The sequence below is a fragment of the Dendrosporobacter quercicolus genome (assembly GCF_900104455.1).
GTDB classification, from domain to species: domain Bacteria; phylum Bacillota; class Negativicutes; order DSM-1736; family Dendrosporobacteraceae; genus Dendrosporobacter; species Dendrosporobacter quercicolus.
The window spans coordinates 426,830-450,699 of record NZ_FNHB01000001.1 but is presented as its reverse complement, the minus strand read 5'-3'; the positions used below and the strand labels follow the sequence as shown (position 1 = coordinate 450,699).

Sequence of the window (23,870 nt, the reverse complement as noted above, 5' to 3'; positions counted from 1 at the left end):
GTATTACAATAATACCAGCCGGCCTTTGAGCAGCCAGGTTTGAGCGGTCTCAACCTTTACCCGGGCAAGTTGTCCAACCTGTTCAGGGCCCTGCTTTTCCCACAGCACAATTTTATTGGCGCCGGTGCGGCCCATGAGCTTATGGTCATCGGTTTTACTGGGCCCTTCAACCAGTACTTCGACAACAGTCTGCTCCAGGCGTTTATTGATTTTGAGGCTGATCTCGTTTTGCGCCTGCATTAACTGTTGGAGCCGGGCCTTTTTGACGGCCAGCGGCAGCTGATCCGGCATGGTGGCGGCCGGTGTGCCGGAGCGCTGCGAATATAAGAAGGTGTAGGCGGCGTCATACTCAATTTCTTTCATAAAATTCAGCGTTTCGGCAAACAGTTCGTCTGTTTCGCCGGGAAAGCCGACAATTAAATCGGTGGTAAGAGAAGCCCCGGGAATGGCCTGACGAATTTTATCAACCAGTTCCCGATAGTAGCCTGTGGTATAACCGCGGTTCATCCGGCGCAAAATTTCGTCGCTGCCGGACTGAATCGGCAAGTGAAAATGCCGGCAAATTTTTCTGCTGTCCTTTACCGCGGCAATGACTTTATCATTCATATCGCGGGGATGGGAGGTCATATAGCGAATCCGTTCAATGCTGTCAATGGCATCCACAGCGCTGAGCAAATCGGCGAAATCACTGCCGTCATGATCTTTTCCGTAAGAATTTACGTTTTGTCCCAGCAGGGTTATTTCTTTAAAGCCCTCCTTGCCCAATTGCCGGATTTCATCCACAATATCTTCTACCGGCCGGCTGCGTTCCCGGCCGCGGACATAGGGCACAATGCAATAAGTGCAAAAATTATTGCAGCCGTACATAATCGGTACCCAGGCCGATATCCGTCCCCGCCGTACTGTCGGCACATTGGGCGCCATTCGTTCGGCCTGATCCCATACCGCCAGCACCTTGCCCTTAGACGCTTCTACTTCCCTGACCAGTTTGACCAGCTCATGAATATTATGTGTCCCCATTACCAGATCAATATGAGAGGCTTTTTTAAAGAGTTTTTCGCGGTCTTTTTGGGCCATGCAGCCGGTAATACCGATAATAAGGTTGGGATTAACCGCTTTCAGCCGTTTTAGTTCGCCAATCTTGCCGTATATTTTCTTTTCAGCGCTTTCTCTTACGCAACAGGTATTAATTAATATTATATCAGCTTTTTCCAGATTATCCGAGTGTTCATAGCCAATGCTTTTTAACTGCCCTGCCAGCCTTTCGGAATCATTTTCATTCATTTGACAGCCATAGGTTATGGTCGTAAAGAATTTCGCCTGAGGTTGCTGAATCTGACTGCTGTATTTATCTTCTGTCATCATGATCATCGCTCCTAATTATTTCTCTTGGTTATTATATCCTAATAATGACTTTGAAACAAATGAACGATCGTCTCAATCGCTATTTCAGCCCGTTTTTTTTACTATTGCTGATTGGGCGCAGGAGAAGCTTAAAAGGGATGTCTATCATGCTTTCGCATCTAGACATCCCCTGCATTTTTAGCGCTGCATGATTTCATTCATCACTTTCGGCCACTCTTTGCTTTTTTCGGGCGTTCACCAGTGTTTTTATACCGGTTGCAACAACAAAAACGCCAAAAATAATTCGTAATTGACTTGAGGGAAGGCTCTGAATAAAGTTTGCACTGACCAGGGTTCCAATTACCGAGCCTGCCGCTAAAGGCAATGCCAGTCTTAAATCAATTAAATGATCTTTATTCAGCCGCCACACGCCCGCCAGGGCAGTGGGAATAATGACCAATAAGGATATTCCCTGGGCCATATGCTGGCTGAAGCCTGCCAGCAACACCATTGACGGGATGAGAATCAGACCGCCGCCCACGCCAAGCATACCGCTCAGCACACCTGAGATAAGTCCGATAAGTAAAAATATCAGGATCATCATGGCCATATCATCCTTAGTCCGATGACAATAAGCAAACAGCCAAAACTATACTGAAGCTGAATTGCCGACAGTTTTTGCATCAGCATGGCTCCGGCTAATGCCCCGATTGAACTTCCCGCAGCCAGACAAAGCGCCAGGCTGATGTCTAAATTACCATACCTGCTGTAGACCAGGCTGCCGGTAAGCGCAGTTGGAATAATCACCGCCAGTGAAGTGGCATGGGCAATATGCTGAGATGCAGCCAGATAAGAGGTCATTGCAGGTACCAAAACGATACCGCCGCCGACGCCAAACAATCCGCTGAGCAAACCGGCAATGACGCCAATGAGCATACATCTAGCTTGTTTGTTCACACTGATTACTCCCCACAGAATCCGGCTGATTCTCAAGATGACAGTTACGGTATTTGTCATAAATGATTCTCAAAGCGGTGATAATTGCTTTTTTAGCATTGCCCTGGTAGATTTTATCAATGAGCTGAGCCAGCTGGTCGGGGCCGTCGGTTAGCATATGACCAACCAATGCCGCCGACACATGCCTGCGGGCCAGCTGAGTAGCCAACGTGCAATCCGCCTCAATGATTTCCCCTGTATCCATGTTGACCAGGACAATTACTCCGATAATCTTATACAGTTCGCTTGCCGTTATTCCTGTTGGTAATTTGGCATACCCGGAAAATAATACGAAGTTGGGATTCAACTTATTATGCCTCCCGTTAATCAATACTTAGACTTTTTACTGCAATATTAACCTCTCTTACGACCAGGCCGGTCATTTGCTCGACTACCGACTTGACTTTGTTTTGCGTATGGCGGACATTTTGCCAGATTGAACTGCCATATTTAATAGTTACATCTAAAGTAATCGAAATTCCTTTTTCTTTTTCCTGTTCCTGAAAATTTTTAATTTTTATTTGAGAAGTCCGGGTGATATCAGGCTGACTGGTGGCAACATGATCAACAATTGCCGCAATGGCTGCATCCGAAATGAGCAGCTTGCCATAATAACTAAAGGTCGGCCGCACAATGGACTTTTCGCCTATTCGGCGCCGCTTGGTCTGCGGCTTCTTGAAAAATATCTCCAGCGGATCAATGAGATAACCGGAAAAATGCGGTTTTAACTCAATTGTCGGTACCGGAATGATATGCTTGCCTTCTTTGAGCCTGCTTTCCCGGGCTTTGGCAATTTCAGACCTGGTGGCAATTTCCTCGATACGAACAATCTTTGCTATGGGAGGAAGTTTGAGCGCGGTTACAATTTTATTTACCATATTGTCGGAAGTACCCAAAATAAGGATCTTATTCGGCTTGACGGCGGCTATGGCCTGACGCACTTCCGCCGCGTGCTCCGGCTGCATAAAAATTGCCCGGCGTACAGCCTGGATTTTGCTTGGTTCTTTTTTGGCGGACTGGCCGGCGATAATCTTGCTGTCTTTAATGAGAATTCCATCGTCAATAATGCTGTCAATATTATATTCATGGGCCACAATCAGGGCCCGATGGCTTTTGCCTGTGCCGCTTGCTCCAACTAATGCGATGACCTCCATCCCTGGCCCCTCCCTACCATCATCGGTTGTATGTACTGTGCGTCATTTGAAACTTGGGATAAATTGCAAGGGGTTTTTCGACCTGCGCTATAAACAATATATCCAATATTATAAAAATAAACACCTTTACAGGTGTTGTCAAGTAGAGGCGGAAAAATTTTTGAGTTCTTGCTCAAGTTTTGTAATTTTTAAATTTTGGCACATGAGTGCCTTGGCGTAACGGCAGTTGTTCTTTTGCAGCTTTTCATTTTTATTTACCAGTTGGGTCAGAGTCTCGCGTTTTTCATTTTCCAGACTGTCAATCAGGTTCATTAACACCCGGCGGCTAATTCTCAGCGCTTCAACTTTGTCTTCCAATTCACGAATACGCTCGCGCAGCCCGTCAATCAGGTTGATGTCTTCGGTCATAACCATCCTCCTGAAAAAGTTCTGTATCATATTATATTCTTAAGCGGTTGATTCATGACAAACCGGCAGTTAAATGCAAGGCCAATTCGGCGGGAACAGTGAAAATGCCAAGTTTGCCGGGAAATCGGCTGGGAATGGCGTGATAATCAGAGCCGCCGGTGACGAGCAAATGGTGTTTTGCGGCCAGGTCCAAATATTTCCGGGTTTGTCTGGAATCATGGCGGGGATGGTAGGCTTCAATCCCCCTGATGCCGGCGGCAATAATATCATCGACAATGCGGTCATCGCCGACCAGGCCCGGATGAGCCAGAACCGGTATTCCCCCTGCTGCTGTGATCAGCTTCAGCACCGAACGATATTCCAATTTATAATGCGGTACATAAGCCGGACCATTTTTATGGAGCAGCGCATGAAAAACATCGGTAACATTGGTAAAATAGCCTTTTTCAACCACAGCCCGGGCAATATGCGGCCGGCCGATGGCTGTAGTTGAGCCTGCCAGTTCGACTACGCGGTTATATTCTATAGGATAGCCTAATTGGGTCAGTTTAGCCAGGGTACGCTCAACCCGCTTCCAGCGGTCGTCGACAATGATTGCCAACTGCTCCTCTAGGGCGGGATGGAAAATATCGATATGATAGCCGAGGATATGCACTTCATTCTGCGGTAAATCAGTGCTGAATTCAATGCCGGGAATGACGGTAAGCGGTTTGCCGCTTAGATCAATGGACCGGTAGAGTTCGACCAGTCCATTGACTGTGTCATGATCGGTAATTGCGATATGAGTTAGGCCGGCGGCAATGGCCTGATCGACAATATCCCGCGGTGATGACCGGCCGTCAGAGGCGGTGGTATGAATGTGCAAATCAGCGCCCATCAGTTCTCCAGCGCCAATTGAATGAGTGTTCTGACGGAAACCCCGGTCGCGCCTTTCGGGTTATAACCTTTTATGGCTGTGATATCGGAAGTTCCGGCAATATCAATATGCGCCCAGGGCGTACCGGCGGCAAATTTCTCAATAAATAATCCGGCGGTAACCATCCCCGCCTTCCGGCCGCCTGAATTCTTTATATCGGCGATATCACTTTTTATTTGCTCTTTATATTCCTCGTATGCCGGCAGCTGCCATAGCTTTTCGCCGCAGTGTTCTGCGGCGGTGAAAAGCCGCCGGCACCAGTCCTGGTCATTCGTAATTACACCGGAAGCAACATCGCCCAATGCTACCACACAGGCTCCGGTCAGGGTCGCAATATCGATCAGCCTGGTTGCTCCCAGTTTTCGGGCATAAGTGACCGCATCAGCTAACAGCAGACGCCCCTCGGCATCGGTGGTAATGATTTCAATGGTATAACCGCCCATAGAATTGATGACGTCGCCTGGCTTGAGGGCGCAGCCGGAGGGCATATTTTCAGCGCAGGGGATCACTGCCAGAATATTGGCTTTGGGTTTCAGCCTGGCAATGCCCTGCATGGCCGCAAGCACTGCCGCTCCACCGGCCATGTCTCCTTTCATGTCGCCCATATCGGCGCTTGGTTTTAGGGAGATACCGCCGCTGTCAAAGGTAATTCCCTTGCCAATATAGGCGAATAATTCAGCATTGTCCTTATCGCCAATATACTTCAGCGTGATGAGCTTTGGCGGCTGTGCGCTGCCGCGGGCTACGGCCAGTAATGCGCTCATTTTTAAATCCGTCATTTCCGGAATATCGAGAATTTCAACCTCCAGCCCTTCGGTTTTGGCTATTTCCTCTGCATAATGCGCCAGACGGGCTGGTGTGATATAGCAAGATGGATGATTGACCAGGTCTCTGGCGAAATTTACGCTTTCCGCAATGATTGTGGCTGTAGTCAGCGCTTTTTTCAAAGCCGCGTTATCCTGACCGGCATCGTTTACAAGGAGGAATTTTTCTATTTGACTGGCAGGCTTCTGTTCGGTTTTATAATAAAGAAACTGGTAATTGCCTAACTTTGTTCCTTCGACGATGCTTTGTACAATACGTTTGCCGGAAAACTGTTCAAGCTTGGGGATAACCGCAGCGACCGAATTAGGGTTGAACTTGCGGGCTGCCCGGATGGCAATCGCCGCCGCCGCCCGAAGTTTATCCAGGGTTAGGCTGTCTTTGCCGCCCAAACCAAGGATCAGTATCTGTTTGGCCTGGCCGGCAGGTACAATGCTGACTGCATTGACCTCGCCATACTTGGCGCAGTCGGGATTAGCCCGGGCAAATTCATGGATTAGCCGGTGAACGCCAGCGGCGTCCTCCGCTTGGAGCGGCGTATTTACTTTTTGTTGCTGGAACAGACTTACAATCAGCACATCGCATCGTACGGCAGTAGCCTGGCCGGCAGATAGTTCAAATTTCATAACTTCACCCCTAAACGATTAGTTATTTCTATATTATGCGATATTTGCCCAAATAAAACAAGTAAACCTGTTCTATGAACAGGTTTTAGATGTTTTTAGCGGGGTTCGACGATCAATTTCATGGCGGTTCGTTCTTCACCATCAATCAAAATATCAGTAAAGGCAGGGATGCAGATTAAATCGACACCGTGTGGGGCTACAAATCCTCTTGCAATCGCTACTGCTTTTACCGCCTGGTTGAGTGCTCCTGCCCCGATGGCCTGAATTTCAGCACCGCCGCGTTCTCTAAGGACTCCCGCCAAAGCGCCTGCTACGGAATTAGGATTGGATTTTGCTGATACTTTTAAGACTTCCATATTGTTTTGTACCCTCCTTTAATTAAGAAAAGCAATCATTTAAAGTCCTATTATCTTATATAGTATCACCTATTCTGTATTTACCTGGAAATTCCTTTTTTTGAGCAGGAAAAAATTTTGAAAATTTAGTTTAAATATCGCTTAATTCGTGTAATTGCCGTTGCTTTCCCGGTTGCCTCATCAATTTTAACGATAACAGCGCAAAAAACATTCCTGCCGTCAGCCAGGTGGAACTTTGCCGGCAGGCCTGTTAAAAATTTATTGATTACCAAATCTTTGTCAACGCCCAATACCGAGTCCCAGGGGCCAACCATCCCCAAATCGGTAATGTAGGCCGTTCCGTTTGGCAGAATTCGTTCATCGGCAGTTTGAATATGGGTGTGGGTACCGACCAAACAGGATACACGTCCGTCAAGATACCAGGCCAAAGCCATTTTTTCCGAAGTTGTTTCTGCATGGAAATCGACAATAATGATGTCAGCCTGTGCGGCAATAGCGGTTAAAATTTTGTCGGCTTCCCTGAAGGGGCAGTCAATTGGCGGCATGAAAGCTCGTCCCGCCAAATTAACGACGGCAATTTTGACCTGTTGTTTAGTCAGTACGGTGTAGCCAAAGCCCGGGGTGCCCGGAGGATAATTGGCCGGGCGGACAAGCCGGGGCGCTTTATCAATAAAGTCCAGTATCTCTTTTTTATCCCAGATATGATTGCCTGAGGTTATCACATCCACTCCCGCATTGAGTAACTCATCCATTACCGGTGCGGTTATGCCGACGCCGCCGGCCGAGTTTTCACCGTTGGCAATAATTAAATCAGTCTGATATTCCTGCCGCAGCAGAGGAATGTAATGGGCTGCCGCCTGCCGGCCCGGTCTGCCGCAAATGTCGCCGATGATCAGTATGTTCATGGTATTCCTCCATTAAATAAGAATTGATTCCGCCTTAGTATGTTTCCTTTCTCCGCCCAGGGTCGGTGCAGCACTAGCCACCGGATAAAAAAAGCCAGCGTAATTATTGTTTAAATTACCCTGGTTATCAATGTTTATGCGTTTTGCAGGCTGGCGGCCTCATTTATTAAAAACCAAAACCCGGCCATCTTCTCTGATACCGATCAGACCATGAGCAGCATGATGTTTCTTTATATTTTCCAACATGTTATCAATCAGTTCTTCCTGCACCAGCAAATCTTCCTCCAGCATCGAATCATTGTAATCGGTAACCAGGCGCTCTTTAAATTTATCCCGCAATAAAGCAATCATAATGGCAATTTCGCTTTTGGACAGGGTTGCAACATCACGAATGACATTAAGCATAGCTACCTGTTCATAAGTAGTCATTTGAAGATCCGTGCTGCGAATCTTTAGACCTTCCAGCTCATGATAGGCTGCCGTACTATCTGATATCAGGCGTTTAATCGCAGCAAATTCAGTTGGTGAAGGAATACCGGATAGCATAAAAGTCAATTTCAAGGACTCATGATTAGGATCAAAACTGATGGTGCCTATTTCAGGATAGCGCACTAAGATTGAAATCAGCAGGTTTACACCATCAGAAACTTGTTCATCGTCTTGTCGGTATTTAAGCATAAGGTTCACCATCCGTCATTTAATAATCGCTAATCGCAAAAGAATTTAATATCAATTCTAATTACTCTAATTCTCTAGAGATGAGCTAAATCCTCTTTTAAATTACTGGAAGATATTTTGTCCGGGCCGGCCAGTAAGATCGGGAATGAATGAGTATGATATGAAAAAACGACCCCGTATGAATACAAGGTCGTTTGGGTTTCTGTTTGTTATTTGGCGTAATCAACCGCCCGTGTTTCCCGGATAACCGTAACTCTGATCTGTCCCGGGTATTCAAGTTCACTTTCGATTTTTTTGACAATATCACGGGCCAAACGCACCGAGGTCAAATCGTCAATCTTATCCGGTTTAACCATAATCCGTATTTCCCGGCCGGCCTGAATGGCAAATGATTTGTCAACACCGTCAAATGATTCAGCAATTTCTTCCAATCGTGTCAGACGTTTCAGATAGCTTTCCAGGCTTTCACGGCGAGCGCCCGGACGGGCGGCTGAAACGGCATCGGCTGCTGCTACCAGCACTGCCTGCACCGTTTTTGGTTCTTCATCGCCATGATGGGCCCCGATCGCATTAATTACTTCGGCGCTTTCCCGGTATTTTTTAGCCAGATCAGCGCCGATCGTAACATGCGGACCCTCTACTTCATGATCAACGGCTTTGCCGATATCATGCAAAAGTCCGGCCCGTTTGGCCAGCATTATATCAACACCCAGCTCAGCCGCCATTACACCGGCTAAATGCGCTACTTCTATTGAATGCTTGAGTACGTTTTGCCCATAACTGGTCCGGTACTTCAAGCGTCCTAACAGTTTAATTATTTCCGGATGCAACCCATGGACTCCGGTCTCGAACGTCGCCTGTTCACCAGCTTCTTTTATTCTTTGCTCAACTTCTTTTTGGGCTTTTTCTACCATTTCCTCAATCCGGGCAGGATGAATGCGCCCATCAGTAATAAGTTTTTCCAGAGCAATTCTGGCGACTTCACGACGAACAGGATCAAATCCTGATAGAATAACAGCCTCTGGAGTATCATCAATAATTAAATCAATACCGGTAAGCGTTTCCAGGGTTCTGATATTACGACCCTCACGGCCGATAATACGCCCTTTCATCTCGTCATTGGGCAAGGCAACCACCGAGACAGTGGTTTCAGCAACATGGTCTGCTGCGCAGCGTTGAATTGCCAAAGAGATAATTTCGCGTGCCTTTTTATCAGCCTCTTCCTTTGCTTGTTGCTCCAGCTCTTTAATCATCATCGCAGTCTCATGCTTAATTTCTTCCTGAGCGCTTGCCAGCAGCATAGTTCTGGCCTCTTCTGATGTTAAACCGGAGATTCTTTCCAATTCGGCTGATTGTCTGGCATGCAATTCTGTTATTTTCTCATGGCTTTTATCTAACTCAGCTTCTTTGCGGCTAAGAATTTCTTCCTTTTTTTCGAGAGAGTCAATTTTCCGGTCAAGATTTTCTTCCTTTTGCAGCAAACGGCGCTCTAAGCGTTGCAGCTCGGAACGGCGCTCCTTGGTATCACGATCCAGCTCAACCCGCAGTTTATGAATATCTTCCTTAGCTTCAACCAAAGCTTCTTTCTTTTTGGCTTGCGCGGAACGTTCTGCTTCTTCCACAATCTTTTTTGCGGCTTCTTCAGCTGAATTAATTTGTGTTTCAGCAGTCTTCTTTCGCGCCCAATACCCTGCTGTGACTCCCACAATTCCTACAATTAAAGCGGCAATAATAATTTCAAAGATAACCTTACACCTCCTTTATATTTAAATTATCATAAGGGTAAAGCCGAGTGCTTTAACTCGGCTTTTAAAAGTCTCTCACCAATTGATCCCCTATAGCAATTGGTTCTACTCTTCTAAAAGTAAATACAAACAAACACTATCTTTTTAACACGATTGGATAAATTAATTGTAAATGTTTTTGAAAGTAGTGTCAAGTTAACCGGAATCTAATAAACATAAATATTTACATAATAGGATCATTCAGCAGCTTGGCCGCCTGTCTGATGATTTCATAAGAAAATCCTTTCCCCGCCAGATACCTCATCCATTTGGCCGGATCAACCTCTTCGGGGTTACGATAGCGTTTGTACAGCAAATTGAGCGCAGCCCTGCTTTCGTCTAAATCGGCGTATTCCTGCATAGTGGCTCTGATGAGCGCATCATCAAGGCCACGGGCTTTGAGCCTGGCTATGATAGCCCTGCCGCTATGCATGCAGGCCGCATGGTATTTCCGGTAGATCATATCGCAAAGCGCGGCGTCATTAAGATATCCGCGCCGCTGCAACTCGCCCAGCGTTCGTTCTATCTCTGCCGGATCATAGCCTTTGGCCAGTAATTTACAGTGGAGCTCAGCCGTGCTGTGCAGGCGCAGCGACAGCATTTTAACAGCCGCAGCCAGCGGCTTTTCACTCAACTTTCGTAGCCTCAGCCGTCACCGCCGGTTTGGCGGTATTGGCGTTTAACATCAGCTTTTCCCGTATTTTCACTTCAATTTCACCGGCAAGAGCAGCGTTTTCCCGCAGGAAATCCTTAACATTCTCCCGCCCCTGGCCTAAACGGGTACCGGCAAAAGAATACCATGCGCCGCTTTTCTCGATAATTTCCAGCTCTGTTCCAATATCGACCAGACAGCCTTCATGAGATACACCCTGGCCATACATGATATCAAACTCAGCCTGCTTGAAGGGCGGCGCAATTTTATTTTTAACCACTTTTACCCTGGTACGGTTGCCGACCATTTCATTGCCCAGCTTTAATGTATCAATTTTCCGGACATCCAGGCGTACGGACGCATAAAACTTCAGCGCCCGGCCGCCGGTCGTCGTTTCGGGGCTGCCAAACATGACACCCACTTTTTCTCTGATCTGGTTGATAAAGATTGCTGTCGTGCGGGACTTACTGATAATTCCGGTCAGCTTGCGCATTGCCTGCGACATCAGGCGGGCTTGCAGGCCGACATGGGAATCGCCCATTTCGCCTTCAATTTCGGCTTTTGGAACCAAGGCGGCGACTGAATCGATGACTACAACATCGATCGCTCCGCTGCGGACCAGCGCATCTGCTATTTCCAAAGCCTGTTCACCGTGGTCAGGCTGGGAAATCAGTAAATTATCGATATCAACGCCCAGTTTTTTCGCATAGACGGGATCCAACGCATGCTCAGCGTCAATAAAAGCGGCAATGCCGCCCGCTTTCTGCGCCTGGGCAATGATGTGCAGGGCCACCGTAGTTTTGCCTGAAGATTCCGGTCCGTATATCTCAACAACTCTGCCGCGGGGAACGCCGCCAACGCCGAGGGCCACATCTAACGATAAAGTTCCGGTTGGTATAACTTCAATATTCATTTTAGCGGCAGCTTCACCTAATTTCATAATGGAACCCTTGCCAAAGTCTTTTTCAATCTGACGCATCGCATTTTCTAATGCTTTTAGCTTGTCCATGATCATCCTCCCTCTACTTCCAACTACATTTTACAAATGCTTATTCCGTAAAGTCAATCAATAAATTTGCGGATGCGAATACATCTACTGCCCCCGGCATAATTTATTTTAACTGATATTTCCAGGAGGGGAACGTATGAAAACCGGCATCCATCCAGACTATTACCAAACAGTAGTAAGCTGTGCCTGCGGCAACAGCTTTATTACCGGTTCAACCAAAAAGACGCTGAAAGTTGACGTTTGTTCAAAATGCCATCCCTTTTTTACCGGCGTACGGAAAGTGGTCGACACTACCGGGCGGCTGGAACGGTTTACCAAAAAGTACGGTTTGGATAAAAAAAAGGGCTGATGCCCTTTTTTTATCCAGCCGGAAATCATAAATTCCGGTCATGGCGTCCTTACCCGGCCTGCTTAAAGTGTGTGTATTGTGTCGTCGAATTATCGGCTTTTTGCCGGTTCTACATTAATTTTATAGCCTTTAATGGTATTCCGGTGCATAACTGACATTACTCTTTCCGCAACATCTTCCGGAATTTCGACAAACGTAAATTTATCGTAAATATTAATTACACCAATCATACTTCCCGGTATATCGGCCTCATTGGCAATTGTGCGGACAATATCTTCAGGCCGGATTTTTTGGGATCGTCCAATATTGATAAATAAGCGGACCATACCGGGCTCGGCGCCGGTATGGGCTAAAGGCGCAGCCGTTTCCTCCGGTTTTTCCTTATATCCTTCCTGATACAGCTTTACCGCCGCGGCAGCAATGTCAACCGGGTCATAGTCTGACGATAAATCAACAATAATGGAGTGATAATCGGTAAAACCCCGGCGGTCCAGTGTTTGAGCCAGACGGGTTTTGATAACTTCCCGCTGGCGTTCTAAAATATCGGCTGAAGATGGCAGCTGTTTACGAATAATCCGGGTTTTCGCCAGTTTTTCAATGATTTTAAGCTGGCGGTATTCACGGGGTTCAATAAAGGTAATTGCCGATCCCTTTTTACCCGCGCGGCCGGTACGGCCGATTCTATGGACATAAGATTCGTGATCCTGAGGAATATCATAATTGATGACGTGTGTGATATCCTCAATATCCAGACCTCTGGCGGCAACATCGGTGGCAACCAGAATTTCGAGTTTGCCGTCACGAAACTTTTTCATGACCCGGTCGCGCTGAGACTGGCTCAAATCGCCATGCAGGCCATCTGACATATAGCCCCTGGCCTGAAGTGAGGCGACAAGATCATCGACGCCTTTTTTGGTTCGGCAAAAGATAATTAAGCGGCCAATTTCCTCGACATCCAATACCCGGCAGAGACCTTCCAGTTTTTCTCTGGTTTCATAATACCACTGATCAATCAGGGGGACGGTAAGCTGCTCTTTGCTTATGGTTACTTTGTGGGGCTGCTTCATGTATCTCCCGGCCAGCTTGGCAATCGGAGCCGGCATCGTCGCCGAGAATAGCAATGTCTGGCGGTCTTCGGCAGGGATATTCTGGATGATTGTTTCGATATCGTCAATAAAGCCCATATCCAGCATTTCATCGGCTTCGTCCAGAATCAATGTTTTCACCGAGTCCAGTTTGATGGTATTGCGTCTGATATGGTCAAGTAAGCGCCCCGGTGTGCCAATGACCACCTGGACACCAAATTTCAAGGCCCGGATTTGCCGGTCGATGGACTGCCCGCCATAAATCGGCAGAGCTTTAATACGCTTAAATTTGCCGATTTTTGTTAATTCCTCCGATATTTGAATGGCCAGTTCGCGGGTTGGTGTAAGCACCAGCGCTTGAATTTGCCGGTTATCAACAATTCTTTCCAGGGTCGGTATGCCAAAGGCGGCGGTTTTGCCGGTACCTGTCTGAGCCTGGCCAATCACATCATTTCCTGCCAGTACTAACGGAATGGTCTGGCTTTGGATGGGTGATGGCTCTTCAAACCCCATTTCAGTAATTGCAGCCAGCATTTTTTTACTTAATTGAATATCGCCAAAAAACTCTGTGTCTTTTTTCAAATTAACTATCCTCCTAATAAAGTTAGGTCACGTACATAGCGTCTTATCGTATCAAGCGCTTCTTGGGAAGAACGGAACTTGATCTCAGTACGTTGTCCTTCAAAATGATTCTTATAGCATTTAGGACCTGCCGGGCCATCAATTGCTATATACACCAGACCAACAGGTTTATCCGCTGTAGCGCCGCCCGGGCCGGCAATTCCTGTCACGCCAACGCCGATATCGGTTGAAAACTTACGCCGGATACCAGCAGCCATTGCAATCGCAGTTTGCTCGCTGACAGCGCCATGCTGTAACAGGATTTCGTTTGCCACACCGATGTCCTGTACTTTAACATCATTGCTATAGCAAACAACCGACCCTTGCAGGTAGCTCGAACTGCCGGGAATATCGGTTAAACGGCTGGAGACCAGCCCGCCGGTGCAGGATTCGGCCAGCGCAAGGGACAGCTTGTTACTCAGCAGGTTTTGGCCGACAACAAATTCCATATTGTCATCATCTATACCAAACAGGTATTCACTTATACGCGGTGTTATTGTTTCTGCCAATTCAGCGATAAGTTGGTTGGCCTCTAATTCAGTCTCGCCCCTGGCCGTAAGCCGGATGACCACTTCCCCCTTCCGGGCAAGCAGAGCGATGGTCGGATTTTTCTGGGCGAGAATTAAATCTTTTATTTTTTCCTCAAGCATGGATTCTCCCAGGCCATAGGTTCTGAGCACCCTGGAAACAATTGCGCCTTGTACACCATATTTACCTTTTAGGTAAGGCGCAACATACTGTTCAAACATAAACTCCAGCTCATGCGGCGGTCCCGGTAAATTGATCAGTGTTTTCCCGTTGTTTTCAATAATAACCCCAGGGGCGGTGCCTCTTTCATTATTGAGGATGACGGCGCCTTCCGGGATCATGGCCTGCCGCAAATTACTTTCCGGCATTGCGGCATGACGCTCGGCAAAAAAGCACTTAATTTTAGCTTTACTGGGTTCATGCAGAACCAGTTTACGGTTAAAAACCTGTGCGGAGACTTCTTTTGTGATATCACCCTGAGTGGGTCCAAGGCCGCCGGAAGTAATGACCAGGTCAGCCCGTGATAAAGCCTGGATGAGCACGCTGGACATTCGTTCCCGGTTATCCCCGATGGTTGTCTGGTACAATACATCAAAGCCCAGCTTGTTTAATTGCTGCGCCAGATAGGGGGCGTTGGTATTGACAATTTGCCCGAGCAATAATTCCGTTCCGGTTGTTAAGATTTCTACAATCATCAGTAAACCTCCCGCTATGTATTCGCATCCTATTGCCTGGTGCTCTGTAACTCCTTTTATGTATTCCGGCTGCGCCGGCCAGAAGCTTTAGCCTCTTAAGGCCCGGACAAATAAAAAATAGCAGGACAACTCCTGTCACTACTATTTTCATAAACTACTGTCCGTAATATACTCGAATAAATACTTTAGTGAGACCTTGTTGTCAAAAGTAATATTTAACTGGTTGCCTTTTCAGCCAATAAATCATACGTAAAGCCTTGGATGATTTTGGCCCGGATTATTTCGCCCGGTTTGCTGTCGGCGTCATTTTCAATAAAAATCTGACCGTCAATATCCAGTGCTTCCCGGTAAGACCGGCCAAAGGCAAGATTTGGTTGCTCAGGATCGCGTCCTTCAACTAATATCTCAAACGTCCGGCCCTCCAGAGACTGATTTAACTCTTCTGATATCTGGCACTGCAGCGCCATCAAATCATGATAACGCTGCTGCTTAACATCATCATCAACCTGATTGGCCAGGGCAAAAGCAGGCGTATCTTCTTCACGGGAATAAGTAAAAACTCCAACCTTATCAAAGCGCTGCTCCCTGACAAATTCTTTCAGCGCCTGATAATGTTCCTCGGTTTCACCGGGAAAACCGACGATGAAGGAAGTGCGAATGGCAACCCCGGGAATTGACGACCGCAGTTTATTGAGCAGTTCTTCTATTGTCCGGCGGCTGTCGCGGCGGTACATGGCCTTGAGGATATCATCATGGGCATGTTGCAGCGGCATATCTATATATTTACATATTTTAGGTTGATTTGCAATTAGTTCGATCAACTCATCACTAAAATATTTTGGGTAACAATACAATAAGCGAATCCACTCGACTCCGTCAATGGTCACTAATTCTTTCAACAACTCAGTCAAGCGTGGCGTTCCATACAAATCGGAACCGTAACTGGTGGTATCCTGGGCGATAAGATTGATTTCCTTAATACCCTGTACTGCGAGATTTTTCACCTCGGCGACAATTGACTGAACCGGGCGGCTGCGGTAATTGCCGCGCACCATGGGGATAACGCAGTAAGAACAGCGGTTGTTACAGCCCTCGGCAACTTTAATATAAGACGTATAGGTTGGCGTGGTAGCAATCCGGGGCATCGTTTCATCATAAATGGTTTCCGTGTCGCCGACAATTAATACCCGCTCTCCGGCTAAAGCGGCGTTTACCGCTTCCATAATACGATGCCAGGCATTTGTACCAATAATAGCGTCAACCTCAGGCAGTTCCTCCAGTAAATCCTGCCGGTAACGCTGTCCCAGGCAGCCCGCCACGATAAGCGCCCGGCAATTGTGCTGTTTTTTGTACTCAGCCATCTGCAGGATGGCGTTGATGGATTCTTCTTTGGCCGAATCAATAAAGCTGCAGGTATTGACAATGATTACGTCGGCCTGATCAGGATTGGCGGTTATCTCAATAGCATTGGCGGCCAGGGTCCCCAGCATTACTTCGGTATCTACAAGATTTTTAGCACAGCCAAGGCTGATAAATCCGGCTTTGAGCATTCAGTTTCCTCCTAGGGTGTGTTTGCTGTTTCTACCTGGAATTCAGGCGTACGTATTGCACCCATTTATCCAGGATCAGCCGTTTCTCCTCGCCAGTAAGAACGGGTTTATGGTCTAATAACTTAATGTTTTTATTGGTAAAGGCTTTGTAAGCAGTCGTTGACTGATTGGCGGGAACGAAGAAAAATTTGTTTTGCTGCAGAACCGCCTGGGCGGTATCCTGCAGCAGCCAGTCGATAAATTGCTTTGCTTCGGCCGTATGGTTTGTCCCGGTGACAATTGCCGCACCGGTTAAAAAATAGGCGGTGCCGTCTTCCGGGTAGATGATATTAATCGGGAAACCGTCTTTAACATATCTGATGGTTTCACTTTGGACGGCAACGGCAATATCGACTTCACCCATTCCGGCCATGCGTACCGGAGTGGATAAAAATTTGGCATATTGAACAACTTTAGGATGAAGCTGACGTAACAGATCAAGCGTTTTTGTTTCGCCATTGGCCGAAACAAAGGTATACAATAAGTTGGCGGCAGCATCGGCAGCCAGAAAATCAGTAATGCCAATACGCAGCTGCTCTTCCTTCGCCAAATCCGCCCAGGTTGTGGGAAGGTGGGACAGTCCCTTAATATAATCCGTGTTGGCGGCGAAAATCATCGGATCATACCATACGCCGGTCCAAAGGCCATGTTCTTCTTTGAACCGTTCAGGAACAATATCGGTTTGTTCAGAGGTATGAGCGACCAGTGCATTCTCTTGTTTGATGATTTCCAGGAGATCCCGTGAGGCCAGAATGACATCGGCGCGCGGGCTGTTCTGCTCTAAACGGATACGGGTGCGCAAATCATTCTCAGCAAGCGGAACCACACTGATTCGGATTTTGGCGGCCTTTTCATATTCCTGGGCTAAAACAGCGGCCTGCTCAACCGGCAGCGTTGTATATACGGTAATATTCTTGATACTCTCAGGATGCTGCTTATCCGCATAACCGGACAGAAAAGTGCTGCCTGCGGTAACAAAGAACAGGACAATAAAAGCAACCCAAAATAATGGCTGATAACGACGCATCGTGGTTACCTCCGCTAAAAAAATAAGCACATACTACTATACAATTTATTTTTTTGTTATGCAAGTACAAGTTCTGCCAATACGTCAATCAGCCTGTTTTGCGGGGACGCTTGCGCCGCGGAGCAGAATTGGTATGAACCTTGGGTTTTGTCCGGATACCGGGCGTTTGCCTGGGGGGACGAATCAGACATTTTGCCTCATAGCCGATTAAATCCTGACGATTGGCCTTAACTAAGGCTTCATACACCAGATGATAGTTCTTGGGGTTGCGGTATTGGAGCAGGGCGCGCTGCATTTTCTTTTCAAGCGGGTCTTTCGCAACATAGACTTTCTCGTTGGTCAAAGGGTTGATTCCGGTAAAATACATGCAGGTGGACAAACTGCCGGGCGTAGGAATAAAATCCTGAACCTGTTCAGGACGGTAATCAAGGTCCCGGATAAACTCGGCCAGCTCAATTGCTTCTTTTAGTCCGGCGCCGGGATGACTGGACATAAAATAAGGAACCAGATATTGTTCTTTACCGATTGCCTTATTCATTTGCTGATAGGCTTTGACAAATTTCAGATACACGTCTTTACCTGACTTGCCCATTAAGCGGAGCACTTTGGCCGAAATATGCTCAGGGGCGATTTTTAGCTGGCCGCTGATATGGTGCTCACATAGTTCCTGTAAAAACGCTTCGTCTTTGGCTGCCACCAGATAATCGTAACGCAGTCCTGAACGAATGAATACTTTTTTCACCCCGGGTAAGGCCCGCAGTGCTCTAAGCAGGGAAAGATAATCGGTATGGTCGGTCTCAAGGTTTTTACAGGGCGACGGAGCCAGACAATGTTTGCCTTTGCAGGCGCCCCGCTCGGCTTGATATTTACAGGCCGGCAGCCGGAAATTGGCGGTCGGGCCGCCGACATCGTGAATATACCCTTTAAAATCCGGCTGTTTGATCAGCACCTTCGCTTCATTAATAATCGATTCCTGACTGCGGCTTTGAATGATCCGCCCCTGATGGGAAACAATGGCGCAAAACGAGCAGCCGCCGAAGCAGCCTCGATGACTTACCAAACTGAATTTAACCTCTTGAATTGCCGGGACTCCGCCGGCCTGCGCATAAGCAGGATGAAAAGTACGCTGATAAGGCAAATCATAAACCTCATCCATTTCCACGCTTGACAGCGGCAAGGCGGGCGGGTTTTGCACAATATAAACATCGCCATGGGGTTGGACCAGCGTTTTGCCGCGAATTGGATCCTGTTCCTGGTATTGTATTTTGAAAGCTTCCGCAAATTTGGTCTTGTTGTTATGGATGCTTTCATAATCAGGCAGCTCAATATAATCCCACAGACCGTCCAGGGAAGTCGTTCGGTAACAGGTCCCCTGCACATTGCAAATATCAGCCACCGCTATTGACTGAGCCAGTTGGGCGGCGATTTCGGTAATTTGCTTTTCACCCATGCCATAGACCAGCAGATCGGCTTTGCTGTCAGCCAGAATTGAACGCCGCACACTGTCTGACCAATAATCATAATGAGCGAAACGCCTAAGGCTGGCTTCAATACCGCCAATAATTAACGGAATCTTTTTCCATAATTCGCGGATGCGATTGCAATACACAATGGTTGCCCGGTCCGGCCGGCAGCCCGCCTGTCCGCCGGGAGAGTAATCATCATTGCTGCGGAATTTTTTAGCTGCCGTAAATTTATTCAACATTGAGTCTAAATTACCGGCGGACACCAGCACACCCAGCCGTGGCTTACCCAATTTTTTAAAATCAATCGTCGAGCGCCAGTCAGGCTGGGCAATAATGCCAACCTTAAAGCCCTGTTTTTCCAGAAGGCGGCTGATAATGGCCGGTCCGAAACTTGGATGGTCAACATAAGCATCGCCGCTGATCAGTAAAAAATCAAGCTGCTGCCAGCCACGCTCCTGCATATCTGCTTTCGTGATAGGTAAGAATTTCTTCATGGTTGTCTCCTGCCTGCTTGTAACAGTAAAATCCAAATCTATGATTTAATTGTAAAGAATCTATGGTTTAGCGGTAAAGGTTTTAACAATGACTTCTCCTCTATCGCCAAGCTTGCCTATCGGCTGGCCATTATAAGTAGCTTCAACGCTGCCGGCGTTGCCAAGCTTAATGGTCAGGCTTTGGGTTGCAGCCCAGGAAAGGCTGTCCCCGTTACGGGCAATGCCTTGATAAATTTCTTTTCCGTCGGCGATCACCTGCGTCCAGCAGTCACCGGAGTACTTTATGGTTAATTCAACCGGCTTGGACTGCGGTGTAACCGCCGGCAGCGGCGACTGATTCGGGGCTGCCGGCTCTTTTTGCTCCGAATGCGGTGGAACAGGCAGCGGCGCTGCGGATTGGGAGCTAACCCACCAGGCGGCTCCGGCAATCACTGCAGCAACAGCTCCGGCTAACAGCCATTTGGCGGGGTTGCCTGCGGCAGCGGGGGCATGAGCGGCAGTGGTCGCGCTTGCTGCTGCGTCACCCGCGCCGGCAACCGGCGGTATTTGTTGCCGCCGGTATAAGTCTACCATCTCCGGGCCGTTCAGGCCCAGATAATTCGCGTAATTTCGGATAAATCCTTTCAAATACACTTCACCGGGAACGATTTTGTAATTGCCTTCTTCAATCGCCGTTATATATAAAGCCCGGATACTGGTGGCAGTTTCAACATCTTTAACCGACAATTCGCGCTTTTCCCGTTCGTTCCGTAGAACTTCCCCCACTGTCTGCATAAATCTACCTCCCTTATCATCATCAATCGTCGCTGCCATGACTTTTTAAATATGTCAAAGATTTGCTATTTTCCCTTATTGTACCCAGGAAGCCTTTCCTGTTATAAGCTATTTTTTAAAATAAAGATGATTGACCTGTTCCGAGTTCATCAAAATTTCCCTGGCTTTGCTGCCAATATTCGGACCGACAATTCTCATTTCTTCCATTGTGTCAATTAACCGGGCGGCCCTGGTATACCCGATGCGAAACTTGCGCTGCAGCATTGAGACCGAAGCCTGCCCCGTTTCCAGAACCATGTTGACAGCCGTTTCCAGCAATTCATCCTCATATTTCAACTGATCCTGGGAATTTCCGGAATCTTCCTCAGGATTGGCTAACGTCACCTCTTCGTTATATTCCGGCTGGGCCTGATTCTTAATAAATTCAAGCAGTTGCTCAACCTCCTGGTCAGAGACAAATGCACCCTGTACCCGCAGCGGTTTAGGAGCGCCGACCGGGTAATATAACATATCACCCTTGCCCAGCAGCTTTTCCGCCCCGGCCATGTCCAGAATCGTTCTTGAATCAATTTGCGAAGATACGGCGAAGGAAATGCGGGACGGGACGTTGGCTTTAATGGTACCGGTAATGACGTCAACGGAAGGACGCTGCGTGGCCAGCACCAGATGAATTCCGGCGGCCCGGGCCTTCTGCGCCAGGCGGCAAATCGCGTCCTCGACATCAACCGGAGCAACCATCATCAGATCTGCCAGCTCGTCAATGATAACAACAACCGCCGGCAGCTTATGTTCCTCGATGGTTTGATTATAGCGGGCCATATCGCGTACTCCGGCGGTGGCAAAAACGGTATAACGGCGTTCCATCTCCTGGACGGCCCAATTGAGCGCCGCCGCCGCTTTTTTGGCGTCGGTGACCACAGGGGCCATCAAATGGGGAATGCCGTTATAATTTGACAGCTCCACCATCTTGGGATCAATCAGAACAAATTTTACTTCTTCCGGAGTTGCTTTAAACAGGATGCTGGTAATTAACGTATTAATGCAAACGCTTTTTCCTGACCCTGTCGCACCTGCTACCAGCAAGTGAGGCATTTTAGCCAGATCGGCGGTGATTGCCTTGCCGGCGATATCTTTGCCCAAAGCCACGGTAAGCTTGGAGGAAGCCTCCTGGAAAGCTTCGCTTTCCAGAACCTCCCTAAGCTGTACACCGGAGACTTCCTTATTGGGAACCTCAATGCCAATGGCCGCTTTGCCGGGAATGGGCGCTTCGATTCTAACGCCGGTCGACGCAAGTTTAAGCGCAATGTCATCAGCTAAATTGACAATTTTGCTGACTTTAACTCCGGGCGCCGGTTCCAGTTCATAACGGGTAACCGAAGGACCATTGCAGGTATTAATAATTTTGGCGCGAACATGAAAGTTTTCCAGCGTTTCTTCCAATAACCGCGCATTTTCGGAAATTTCTTTGGAAATTTTGGCGTGCTTGATTTTTACGGCCTTGCCTAACAACGCGAGCGACGGAAGCCGGTAATTCTGCGGCAACGTACTATTATGGTTAGCCGGTACCTCTGTATCATTGCCTGGAGAGGCGGCCGGCGGTTCCGGCGGTTCGCCGGCATTGCCGTATTCCACGGCCGGCAATACCGCTTCGCCGTCACTTTCCTGGTTATAAAAACGGGCGCGCTGTTTCTGTTGTCTTACGGCAAGCTCTTCATCTTCCTCTGCTTCCTCAAACATGCTTTCGCAGGTAGCAGCTATGGATTCCCGGGCATTCTGCAAGCTCTCCACCGCCCGGTGTTTGGCTTTTAACATACCAACCGCCAGTGACCAGGTAGTTGTCATGATCAATGCACAAATGGACAGGGCCAGCAGGATAATAATCGAACCATCCATACCAAATAGTTTTCTCAGGGCAAAAAGAATAAACCCGCCGGTAAAGCCACCGCCAGCGGTTAAGCTTCCAGGAAGGATCTCACTGCCCTGAGCAATGGTAAAGTGATGATAAACGGCCAAAAGCAAGCTGTAAAGCATTGCTATTCCCCAGAATTTTAGCGAATAAACAATGGCAGCCCTGGTGCCAATATAACGCAAGCCAATTGCAATCACGATACAAGGCACGACTGGAGCGCCAATGCCAAACAAATATTTTTGCAATTTAGCGATAAATAATCCTACCGGGCCGGCGTTAAAGCCCCATAAACTGACTAAGCCAATGATGCCGGCAGTTGTTAAAATGATACCCAGCAATTCATACTTTACTTCGGGGGACAGCTCTGATAGAAATTTAGGCAAATCATACCACCTCTAGAATTCACTTCTACATACCACTACAAAATCCTTTTTTATGGCGGCACTAAGCTCTTTCAGTGCGTTTTATCGCTAAAAAACGACAAAAAGGGATGTCTTGAATGCAAACGCATTCAAGACATCCCTTAGGCGATAAGCCTGTTGCCGCCGGCCGCAGCGTTAAACTGCCGCAAAACCAGGTTTTGCTTTATAGTAAAGAATACTGCCTGGCTGCAGTTCGCGGCGCAAATAATCCTGAGGGTTTGTCGAAATCAGCCGAACAATCTGACATTGCTCCGGCGAAATTTTCTCAACCACCATCTTTACCCCGGAATACTCGGTTTCTTCGTAAGCCGGCGCAAAATCTTCGTCTGGAAAAACAGCTTCAAACGGCATAATTGTCCACAGTATCATTACTGTTTCAGCCCTTTCGTTTCTTTCTGGGCGGCAATTAACTGCTGTAGTTTATTCATCGCTTGCGAGACTCCGCCGATTTCATTAATCAACCCGTAATTTACGGCATCCTTGCCGCCGACGGAAGTACCGATATCCCTTGATAATTCGCCGGTTTTATACAGCAGTTCCTTCCATTTTTTTTCGCTGATTCGCGAATGGGAAACGACAAACTTATTGACTCTGTCTTGCATTTTTTCTAAATAATCAAATGAACTTTGCGCGCCGATAACCAGTCCGGTCAATCTGATAGGATGAATAGTCATGGTGGCGCTTTCCACAATAAAGGATGAAGTTGCTGAAACGGCAATCGGCGCGCCAATGCTGTGACCGCCGCCTAGAACAATAGAAACCGATGGTTTAGACATGCTGGCAACCATTTCGGCAATGGCCAAACCGGCCTCGACATCGCCGCCCACGGTATTTAACAGCAGCATTACCCCTTCAATTTCAGGATTTTGCTCAATCGCCACCAGCTGCGGCATAATGTGCTCGTATTTTGTTGTTTTATTTTGCGGCGGCAATACCATATGACCTTCAATTTGACCAATGATTGTCATTACATGGACATTGCTTTTTGCTGTCGGCACATCTGTTGTTCCCAGCTCCTGAATATTCTCAACAGTACTGGCTTTTTTCGCCTGACGGGATTTTTTCGGCGTATCGGCAGGACGTTCGGCCGGAATTTGCGGATTTACTCCCGGCGGGGCAACAACCGGATTGTCGTTATCTAACATTTAGGGTCCCTCCAACAGTATAGGTATATACTGTTAGTATTGACGATGCGGTAAGTTTCATACGGTGAAACGCAAATAATACAAAGGGACGGATCTGCGTATACTTCTTGGAAAGA

Annotated in this window: 24 protein-coding genes; 1 reads left to right on the top strand and 23 read right to left on the bottom strand. The window is 47.6% G+C overall.

Features of this window, described 5'->3' with window-relative positions; all coding sequences use genetic code 11:
* Positions 1 to 3: 3 nt before the first annotated feature.
* From miaB to recA, 14 genes are all read right to left on the bottom strand, one after another.
* Positions 4 to 1,362, bottom strand: a complete 1,359-nt coding sequence (miaB, locus tag BLR06_RS02140; RefSeq protein WP_173812655.1) for a tRNA (N6-isopentenyl adenosine(37)-C2)-methylthiotransferase MiaB — start codon at positions 1,360 to 1,362, stop codon at positions 4 to 6.
* Between the two features lie 196 nt (positions 1,363 to 1,558).
* Entirely contained in the window at positions 1,559 to 1,948 is a 390-nt protein-coding gene (locus BLR06_RS02135) for a sulfite exporter TauE/SafE family protein (protein WP_092067819.1), read from the bottom strand.
* Positions 1,945 to 2,301: a sulfite exporter TauE/SafE family protein gene (locus BLR06_RS02130; protein ID WP_245697990.1), complete on the bottom strand. Its 357-nt coding sequence runs from the start codon at positions 2,299 to 2,301 to the stop codon at positions 1,945 to 1,947. Before BLR06_RS02130 ends, BLR06_RS02135 begins: the two co-directional genes overlap by 4 nt.
* Entirely contained in the window at positions 2,285 to 2,647 is a 363-nt protein-coding gene (locus tag BLR06_RS02125) for a DUF3870 domain-containing protein (protein ID WP_092067815.1), read from the bottom strand. The genes BLR06_RS02130 and BLR06_RS02125 overlap by 17 nt, the downstream gene beginning before the upstream one ends.
* A 16-nt stretch (positions 2,648 to 2,663) precedes the next feature.
* Entirely contained in the window at positions 2,664 to 3,494 is an 831-nt protein-coding gene (locus tag BLR06_RS02120) for an Asp23/Gls24 family envelope stress response protein (RefSeq protein WP_092067813.1), read from the bottom strand.
* Positions 3,495 to 3,632: 138 nt separating this feature from the next.
* On the bottom strand, positions 3,633 to 3,902 hold the full coding sequence (locus BLR06_RS02115; RefSeq protein ID WP_092067811.1) for a translation initiation factor 2: 270 nt from the start codon (positions 3,900 to 3,902) through the stop codon (positions 3,633 to 3,635).
* A 52-nt stretch (positions 3,903 to 3,954) separates the two neighbouring features.
* Positions 3,955 to 4,779: a PHP domain-containing protein gene (locus BLR06_RS02110; protein ID WP_092067809.1), complete on the bottom strand. Its 825-nt coding sequence runs from the start codon at positions 4,777 to 4,779 to the stop codon at positions 3,955 to 3,957.
* Positions 4,779 to 6,266: a leucyl aminopeptidase gene (locus BLR06_RS02105; RefSeq protein WP_092067807.1), complete on the bottom strand. Its 1,488-nt coding sequence runs from the start codon at positions 6,264 to 6,266 to the stop codon at positions 4,779 to 4,781. Before BLR06_RS02105 ends, BLR06_RS02110 begins: the two co-directional genes overlap by 1 nt.
* Before the next feature lie 95 nt (positions 6,267 to 6,361).
* Positions 6,362 to 6,622, bottom strand: a complete 261-nt coding sequence (locus BLR06_RS02100; protein WP_054260323.1) for a stage V sporulation protein S — start codon at positions 6,620 to 6,622, stop codon at positions 6,362 to 6,364.
* Positions 6,623 to 6,747: 125 nt separating this feature from the next.
* Positions 6,748 to 7,527, bottom strand: coding sequence for a TIGR00282 family metallophosphoesterase (locus tag BLR06_RS02095; RefSeq protein ID WP_092067805.1), 780 nt, complete (start codon positions 7,525 to 7,527; stop codon positions 6,748 to 6,750).
* A gap of 159 nt (positions 7,528 to 7,686) precedes the next feature.
* Complete coding sequence (locus BLR06_RS02090; RefSeq protein ID WP_092067803.1) at positions 7,687 to 8,205, bottom strand: hypothetical protein; 519 nt, start codon at positions 8,203 to 8,205, stop codon at positions 7,687 to 7,689.
* 209 nt (positions 8,206 to 8,414) lie between these two features.
* Positions 8,415 to 9,950, bottom strand: a complete 1,536-nt coding sequence (gene rny / locus BLR06_RS02085; RefSeq protein ID WP_422699814.1) for a ribonuclease Y — start codon at positions 9,948 to 9,950, stop codon at positions 8,415 to 8,417.
* Between the two features lie 223 nt (positions 9,951 to 10,173).
* A complete protein-coding gene (locus BLR06_RS02080) occupies positions 10,174 to 10,623 on the bottom strand; it encodes a regulatory protein RecX (RefSeq protein WP_092067799.1) in 450 nt (149 codons plus the stop codon).
* On the bottom strand, positions 10,616 to 11,650 hold the full coding sequence (gene recA, locus BLR06_RS02075) for a recombinase RecA (RefSeq protein WP_092067797.1): 1,035 nt from the start codon (positions 11,648 to 11,650) through the stop codon (positions 10,616 to 10,618). Before recA ends, BLR06_RS02080 begins: the two co-directional genes overlap by 8 nt.
* 136 nt (positions 11,651 to 11,786) lie before the next feature.
* Between recA and rpmE the strand changes: the two genes are divergently transcribed.
* Positions 11,787 to 11,999 carry a 50S ribosomal protein L31 gene (gene rpmE / locus BLR06_RS02070; protein ID WP_092067795.1) on the top strand — a complete coding sequence of 71 codons (213 nt, stop codon included), beginning with the start codon at positions 11,787 to 11,789 and terminating at the stop codon, positions 11,997 to 11,999.
* 89 nt (positions 12,000 to 12,088) lie between these two features.
* On the opposite strand, the gene BLR06_RS02065 is transcribed toward rpmE, so the two are convergent.
* From BLR06_RS02065 to BLR06_RS02025, 9 genes are all read right to left on the bottom strand, one after another.
* Entirely contained in the window at positions 12,089 to 13,618 is a 1,530-nt protein-coding gene (locus tag BLR06_RS02065; RefSeq protein WP_092069776.1) for a DEAD/DEAH box helicase, read from the bottom strand.
* A gap of 53 nt (positions 13,619 to 13,671) precedes the next feature.
* A complete protein-coding gene (locus tag BLR06_RS02060; RefSeq protein WP_092067793.1) occupies positions 13,672 to 14,928 on the bottom strand; it encodes a competence/damage-inducible protein A in 1,257 nt (418 codons plus the stop codon).
* Positions 14,929 to 15,143: 215 nt separating this feature from the next.
* On the bottom strand, positions 15,144 to 16,478 hold the full coding sequence (gene rimO, locus BLR06_RS02055) for a 30S ribosomal protein S12 methylthiotransferase RimO (RefSeq protein WP_092067791.1): 1,335 nt from the start codon (positions 16,476 to 16,478) through the stop codon (positions 15,144 to 15,146).
* A gap of 31 nt (positions 16,479 to 16,509) precedes the next feature.
* Positions 16,510 to 17,544 carry an extracellular solute-binding protein gene (locus tag BLR06_RS02050; protein ID WP_092067789.1) on the bottom strand — a complete coding sequence of 345 codons (1,035 nt, stop codon included), beginning with the start codon at positions 17,542 to 17,544 and terminating at the stop codon, positions 16,510 to 16,512.
* An 88-nt stretch (positions 17,545 to 17,632) separates the two neighbouring features.
* Positions 17,633 to 19,504: a YgiQ family radical SAM protein gene (locus BLR06_RS02045; RefSeq protein WP_092067787.1), complete on the bottom strand. Its 1,872-nt coding sequence runs from the start codon at positions 19,502 to 19,504 to the stop codon at positions 17,633 to 17,635.
* A 60-nt stretch (positions 19,505 to 19,564) separates the two neighbouring features.
* Positions 19,565 to 20,278: a helix-turn-helix domain-containing protein gene (locus BLR06_RS02040; RefSeq protein ID WP_092067785.1), complete on the bottom strand. Its 714-nt coding sequence runs from the start codon at positions 20,276 to 20,278 to the stop codon at positions 19,565 to 19,567.
* A gap of 108 nt (positions 20,279 to 20,386) precedes the next feature.
* Positions 20,387 to 22,570 carry an FtsK/SpoIIIE family DNA translocase gene (locus tag BLR06_RS02035; protein WP_092067783.1) on the bottom strand — a complete coding sequence of 728 codons (2,184 nt, stop codon included), beginning with the start codon at positions 22,568 to 22,570 and terminating at the stop codon, positions 20,387 to 20,389.
* Between the two features lie 174 nt (positions 22,571 to 22,744).
* Positions 22,745 to 22,978, bottom strand: coding sequence for a YlzJ-like family protein (locus tag BLR06_RS02030; protein WP_092067781.1), 234 nt, complete (start codon positions 22,976 to 22,978; stop codon positions 22,745 to 22,747).
* The gene (locus tag BLR06_RS02025; RefSeq protein ID WP_092067779.1) at positions 22,978 to 23,754 is read right to left on the bottom strand and encodes a ClpP family protease; all 777 of its coding nucleotides are present in this window, start codon (positions 23,752 to 23,754) and stop codon (positions 22,978 to 22,980) included. The genes BLR06_RS02030 and BLR06_RS02025 overlap by 1 nt, the downstream gene beginning before the upstream one ends.
* Positions 23,755 to 23,870: the final 116 nt, after the last annotated feature.

Excerpts from the sequence above, each read along its gene's own strand:
- BLR06_RS02105 (WP_092067807.1), bottom strand. The coding sequence starts at position 6,266 with ATGAAATTTGAACTATCTGCCGGCCAGGCTACTGCCGTACGATGCGAT.
- BLR06_RS02030 (WP_092067781.1), bottom strand. The coding sequence starts at position 22,978 with ATGATACTGTGGACAATTATGCCGTTTGAAGCTGTTTTTCCAGACGAA.
- BLR06_RS02120 (WP_092067813.1), bottom strand. The coding sequence starts at position 3,494 with ATGGAGGTCATCGCATTAGTTGGAGCAAGCGGCACAGGCAAAAGCCAT.
- BLR06_RS02135 (WP_092067819.1), bottom strand. The coding sequence starts at position 1,948 with ATGATGATCCTGATATTTTTACTTATCGGACTTATCTCAGGTGTGCTG.
- BLR06_RS02025 (WP_092067779.1), bottom strand. The coding sequence starts at position 23,754 with ATGTTAGATAACGACAATCCGGTTGTTGCCCCGCCGGGAGTAAATCCG.
- BLR06_RS02065 (WP_092069776.1), bottom strand. The coding sequence starts at position 13,618 with ATGCTGGCTGCAATTACTGAAATGGGGTTTGAAGAGCCATCACCCATC.
- BLR06_RS02095 (WP_092067805.1), bottom strand. The coding sequence starts at position 7,527 with ATGAACATACTGATCATCGGCGACATTTGCGGCAGACCGGGCCGGCAG.
- BLR06_RS02060 (WP_092067793.1), bottom strand. The coding sequence starts at position 14,928 with ATGATTGTAGAAATCTTAACAACCGGAACGGAATTATTGCTCGGGCAA.
- BLR06_RS02115 (WP_092067811.1), bottom strand. The coding sequence starts at position 3,902 with ATGACCGAAGACATCAACCTGATTGACGGGCTGCGCGAGCGTATTCGT.
- BLR06_RS02110 (WP_092067809.1), bottom strand. The coding sequence starts at position 4,779 with ATGGGCGCTGATTTGCACATTCATACCACCGCCTCTGACGGCCGGTCA.
- BLR06_RS02090 (WP_092067803.1), bottom strand. The coding sequence starts at position 8,205 with ATGCTTAAATACCGACAAGACGATGAACAAGTTTCTGATGGTGTAAAC.
- BLR06_RS02045 (WP_092067787.1), bottom strand. The coding sequence starts at position 19,504 with ATGAAGAAATTCTTACCTATCACGAAAGCAGATATGCAGGAGCGTGGC.
- BLR06_RS02050 (WP_092067789.1), bottom strand. The coding sequence starts at position 17,544 with ATGCGTCGTTATCAGCCATTATTTTGGGTTGCTTTTATTGTCCTGTTC.
- rimO (WP_092067791.1), bottom strand. The coding sequence starts at position 16,478 with ATGCTCAAAGCCGGATTTATCAGCCTTGGCTGTGCTAAAAATCTTGTA.
- miaB (WP_173812655.1), bottom strand. The coding sequence starts at position 1,362 with ATGACAGAAGATAAATACAGCAGTCAGATTCAGCAACCTCAGGCGAAA.
- BLR06_RS02040 (WP_092067785.1), bottom strand. The coding sequence starts at position 20,278 with ATGCAGACAGTGGGGGAAGTTCTACGGAACGAACGGGAAAAGCGCGAA.
- recA (WP_092067797.1), bottom strand. The coding sequence starts at position 11,650 with ATGGACAAGCTAAAAGCATTAGAAAATGCGATGCGTCAGATTGAAAAA.
- rpmE (WP_092067795.1), top strand. The coding sequence starts at position 11,787 with ATGAAAACCGGCATCCATCCAGACTATTACCAAACAGTAGTAAGCTGT.
- BLR06_RS02100 (WP_054260323.1), bottom strand. The coding sequence starts at position 6,622 with ATGGAAGTCTTAAAAGTATCAGCAAAATCCAATCCTAATTCCGTAGCA.